The organism is Methylophaga sp. UBA5088, from assembly GCF_002414625.1.
GTDB classification, from domain to species: domain Bacteria; phylum Pseudomonadota; class Gammaproteobacteria; order Nitrosococcales; family Methylophagaceae; genus Methylophaga; species Methylophaga marina.
This window is the reverse complement of record NZ_DIAC01000058.1, coordinates 9,001-14,266: the sequence shown is the minus strand read 5'-3', so window position 1 is coordinate 14,266 and position 5,266 is coordinate 9,001. Positions and strand designations below refer to the sequence as shown.

The window sequence follows — 5,266 nt, the reverse complement described above, 5'->3', positions numbered from 1 at the left end:
AAAACTTCTTGCGTTATACCAGTCATGAATTACGCACCCCCATCAGTGTTATTCGTAACAATATTGAATTAATACATAAACTGCAGCAGAAACAGCCCGCTGACCTCAACGAAAAACAACAAGACATTATTGAACGCATCGATCGTGCTAGCCTCACTATGCAACATCTATGTGAAACCCTGTTATGGCTGAACCGAGAAGAAACAGAGTCTCTGGCAAAACAAGATTTCCGTCTCGATGAGCTGATTCATAGTCTTGTTGATGAAATGCGTTATTTGCTGAAGAACAAACCCGTTGATGTCAAAGTTGAAACGACTGAATCGACGCTATATGCATCATCCGCGGCAGCCAGAATCATTATCGGTAACTTAATAAGAAATGCGTTCCAGCATACCTGGGATGGTCATGTGGTAATTCATCAACACAAACATACAGTCACTATCCGTAACCAAAGCTCGCCATCTGACAAGGAGAGTGTTGAAAATGATCAAGGGTTTGGTCTAGGCCTGCAGCTAACGCAGCAACTGTGTAAAAAATTGGACTGGCCATATCAAAACCAAGTGAATCCTGACGGACACTATGTGACCCTTACGATTGTGACGATGAATCCACATCAACAGGAAGTAACACAATAAACGTCGTACCCTGACCAGGTTCAGAACTCACGCTAATCGATCCCTTTAACACCTGGGTCACCCACTGATGACAGAGATGTAACCCTAATCCTGTATGACCGGCTCCCCTCGCCCCTGTCACAAAGGGATCAAAAATCGTTGTCAGCTGCTCGACATCAATCCCATGACCATCATCAGACACACTGACAGATTTATCATTCATAGACGTCTGTATGACTTCAATGTGGATATGTCCATTATTACGTCCAGCAAACCCATGTGAAATGGCATTGCTAATAAGGTTTTCGAATAACTGCGAAACAATACCAGCGTAACTCTGTATCACTAACTGTTTCGGTCCCACGATATCCAGATGGATGTGCTGCTGTTTCAATCTATGCTTAGACGTGGTGGCGACATCATTTATCACCGTCATCAAATCAAATTCCGTTGGTTCATCCGTGTGTCTATCAACGGCTAAACGTTTAAAGCTCTTCACAAGTTCCGCCGCTTTAGCGATGTTTTTCCTGGCCAAGGCAATGGTCTCAGCTGAATGGGTCAGATAATCTTCTAATTCGCTCTTTCTCAAGCCATCGCTCATGGCCTGTTGTAATTGCTCACGTGCAGAGTCAAGGCTGGATAATGTCAGGGCAGCACCACCAAGCGGGGTATTAAGCTCATGTGCTAAACCGGCCACCATCATCCCCATTGACGATAGTTTACGTAGCTCAACCAGGGTATCCTGCATTTGCTGTTGTTGCTCATATGCCAGTTGCAGTTGCTGATTAGACTTGGCTAATGCTTCTTTCTCGACAGCCAGCTGTCTGAATAAATCATATTGCTTACGACCATCGTAAAGAAATCGCCCAATCAGAAATAACAGAACAACGAGCACTAAAACGGTCGGAATAAATACAATCAGGGCAACCCTGTATTTTAGGGAACCTAATAAATCAGGTGCAGAGCTATCAATAAAAAATAGACGATGCCGGTTATCTGGGCCATTTTCACCGATATCTATCACGCTATAGCTTATTAATCTTGAGCCGTGAATGAAGTTATGTAATTGCCGTTGATCAAGTATGCCCTTAATCACTGCCTGGCTTAATAGTCGTTCTGTTCTGACAAGATAGTCAGTATAGGACCGAAATGCCATCGAAGGGTTGGGGTGCATCACCCAATAACCTTCATTATCGATAATACGCAGTTTATTATCTTGCTTTTGATTCAATGACTCAAACATGTCATTCAACAGAAAATTAATGACAAGCACGCCATCATGTAGGCCATCCTGCTTACCTGTTCGCATGACGGCTCGGATTGTTTTTTCGAGAGGTAATACGATTTGTCCATTTTCAATATTTGGATTAATGGCAGAGATATAAACTTCATCCGGTTCCAATCTCATACCTGCCTTCACATATTGCCGTTTCGATTTATTTTGTAATGCTTCAGGAGCAACCTTAATCACCCCCTTATCAGATATGTTCATTCTCAGCTTTTCAACGCCCTTTTCATCGAGCCATCTCAATTGACTAATATGAGAAGAAGCGTTGGAAAAATCAGTAAACACATTTTCCAATGACTGATAATCAATCGACATACCAGCTTGCAATGCTTTTTCAAACTGTTGGTTGTAACGAAGTAAGCGAATCAGCTGATGGATATGGCCCAGCTCTCGCGAGAAAGTATTCACAGCATTGTCCAATCTGCTTTGCTGTGATTCAAAATAAGGCTGGTAGTTGGACTCAAAAATATGCCAATAAATGTGATAACTGAAAAAACCAGCAAGCCCCAAAATAGGAATATAAATAAGGATTAAGCTGCGCCATACATATCTGAAAACATATGGCACACGAAAAGAGGCCGATTCATTCGTGGCTAAGAATTCGCCATTGCCCATTTAACTGCCTCATCAATGGGCATAGGCCGAGCATAGAAATAGCCTTGTCCAATGGTGCAGCCTAACTCAATAAGCTTATCTCTTTGTAATGCTGTTTCCACCCCTTCAGCAATGACTTTCATACCAAAGCGTGTAGCTACCCGAATGATCATATCCACGATATGTTCAGAAGAAGATTTTTCACCGAGATACTGCACAAAAGATTTATCAATCTTAAGTGTGGTGGCTGCTAATTCTGTGACATGTGACAGGGATGAAAATCCAGTACCGAAATCGTCAATACTGACATCCATGCCTAGCTGGATCAGCTTGCGTAATGTGGCGGAAACCTCTTCATAATTTATCATTGCCAAGGTTTCGGTAATCTCCATATCTACTTGCTGTGGAGCCACATTTTCGGCGGCTAAAACCTCGAGGATGGAACTGGAAAAATCACTTAATAATAGTTCATGACATGAGACATTAAAGGAGATGGGTACCTGAATTCCGGCCGCTTCTAACTGTTTTATGGCTGAACAGGATTTTAATAAGATAACTCTATCGAGTTGCTCAACCAATCCTGAAGCCTCTGCGATAGGAATAAAAACACCAGGTGGCACCATCTCACCATTCGGTTTAAACCAGCGTGCCAAGGCTTCAAAGCCAACCAGTTTTCCTGTGTTCATATTGACTTTAGGCTGTAGATAAGCCTGTACTTCATCTCTGGTGAGACCAAGATTAAACTCATTTAACAAACGGATATGCTTTGAAAATATGGCCTCATTATCGAGAGAGACATGGTGGAAATGGCTACTACTTGTGGTGCGTAAACGTAATAAATGACTCTCCAACTGACCTAATAAACGCTCAGGACTGTGATTTAATGAGGGCGTGAGCTGCGCGGATACCGCCTGAGCAATCACTTTATGCTCAAGGTGTTGGATATGATTTTTTGGCTATTTGCAATATAAGGTTGGACTGAGTATTTAAGTGAAAAATGGAACTGCCTCTGTTTTGTGCAAAACATGGTTGACAATTATCGTTTATGTAATGTACCGTTTTGTGCAAAACATGGTTGGAGGCCAAAATGTCAGAGTTTGCAGGTTCGGCTGCATCGCAAGCAGATTTTATTTGGAAAAATGCAGAAGATCTCTGGGGGGATTTTAAGCATACTGATTTCGGTAAGATCATTCTGCCATTTACTTTATTGCGTCGATTGGAGTGTGCTCTTGAATCTACTAGAGATGCGGTAAGAGAAGCTTACGATAACTTCAAGGATGCTGAAGTAGAGCTTGATCCGATATTACGTCAAACCGCAGGCTACCCATTCTACAATACATCTGAGTATTCGCTTTCAACACTTGGCAGCACGAAAACACGCCGAAATCTTGAAGATTACATCACACTCTTTTCCGATAATGCCAGAGCGATTTTTGAAGAGTTTGAGTTTGGTAACACAATAATTCGGCTTGAGAAAGCGGGATTGTTATACACCATTTGTAAGAACTTTGCAGGTATTGATTTGCACCCTAATGCCGTGCCTGACCGGGTGATGAGTAACATCTACGAGCATCTCATTCGCCGTTTCGGTGCGGAGGTTAACGAAGGTGCTGAAGACTTCATGACGCCTCGCGACATCGTACATTTAGCTACCGCGTTATTACTTGATCCTGATGATGCCTTGTTTGAGGAAAGCCCTGGCCTTATCCGCACTCTTTACGATCCTACTTGTGGTACAGGCGGATTTTTGACCGATGCTATGAACCATGCAGCCGATTACGGTAGTCATTATAAAATCCCACCTGTATTAGTTCCACATGGCCAAGAGCTAGAGCCGGAAACTCATGCTGTTTGTGTCGCGGGCATGTTGATCCGCCGACTTGAATCAGATCCTGGCCGTGACCTTTCTCAAAACATTCGTCAAGGTAGCACACTTTCTAATGATAAGTTCGTTGGTGAGCGCTTCCATTACTGCTTGTCCAATCCACCGTTTGGTAAAAAATGGGAAAAGGATAAGTCGGCTGTTGAACGAGAACATAAGCAAGGTGCATTAGGCCGTTTTGGGCCAGGATTACCACGTATTAACGACGGCTCTATGCTGTTTCTCATGCACCTAGCCAGCAAGCTAGAGCTACCCAAAAATGGCGGTGGACGCGCCGCTATCGTTTTATCCGGTTCTCCGTTATTTAATGGTGGCGCTGGCTCTGGCGAGTCTGAAATACGCCGCTGGTTGCTAGAAAATGACCTTGTTGAAGCAATTGTGGCACTACCAACGGATATTTTCTTTAGAACCAATATCGCTACATACCTGTGGATTTTATCCAATAAGAAAACCGAGAACCGTAAAGGTAAGGTCCAACTTATCAATGCAACCAATCTTTGGACGCCCATTAAAAACGAAGGCAACAAGCGCCGCATAGTGAGTGACGACCAGCGCCGTCAAATCTTGGATATTTATGCTGCGGCTGAAAATGACGAGCTTTCAAAAATGGTCGATTACCGCATATTTGGCTATCGTCGAATTAAAGTGCTGCGGCCACTGCGCATGAAACTGATGCTAGATAAACAAGGGCTATCAAATTTGGAATCTTCTGAGGTTTGGCAAAAACTATCGCCAGAACACCAATCATTTTGGCTTGCAGCCATTGAGCCGCATTTGAATGAAGCTAAGAAATATAGCTGGGCAGAAACCTTCGCAAAAGAAACAGTTAAAGACGCAGGAGCTAAATCGATGAAGGTTAAAGCTAACAAAACCTTTATCACTGCACTA

4 protein-coding genes are annotated in these 5,266 nt (G+C 43.1%); 2 read left to right on the top strand and 2 right to left on the bottom strand.

All coding sequences use genetic code 11. From position 1 onward, the window contains the following. A partial coding sequence (locus tag B4K20_RS07810) for a sensor histidine kinase (protein WP_289282485.1) occupies positions 1-635 on the top strand: 635 nt, incomplete at its 5' end. Here B4K20_RS07810 and B4K20_RS07805 read toward each other — a convergent pair. Together B4K20_RS07805 and B4K20_RS07800 are read right to left on the bottom strand one after the other, a co-directional pair. Next, positions 589-2,310: a sensor histidine kinase gene (locus B4K20_RS07805; protein WP_289282484.1), complete on the bottom strand. Its 1,722-nt coding sequence runs from the start codon at positions 2,308-2,310 to the stop codon at positions 589-591. The two genes, B4K20_RS07810 and B4K20_RS07805, sit on opposite strands and share 47 nt — an antisense overlap. 185 nt (positions 2,311-2,495) lie before the next feature. Beyond that, a complete protein-coding gene (locus tag B4K20_RS07800) occupies positions 2,496-3,419 on the bottom strand; it encodes an EAL domain-containing protein (protein ID WP_289282483.1) in 924 nt (307 codons plus the stop codon). Between the two features lie 164 nt (positions 3,420-3,583). On the opposite strand from B4K20_RS07800, the gene B4K20_RS07795 reads away from it, so the two are divergent. Further along, the coding region (locus B4K20_RS07795) for a type I restriction-modification system subunit M (RefSeq protein ID WP_289282482.1) at positions 3,584-5,266 on the top strand (1,683 nt) is incomplete at its 3' end.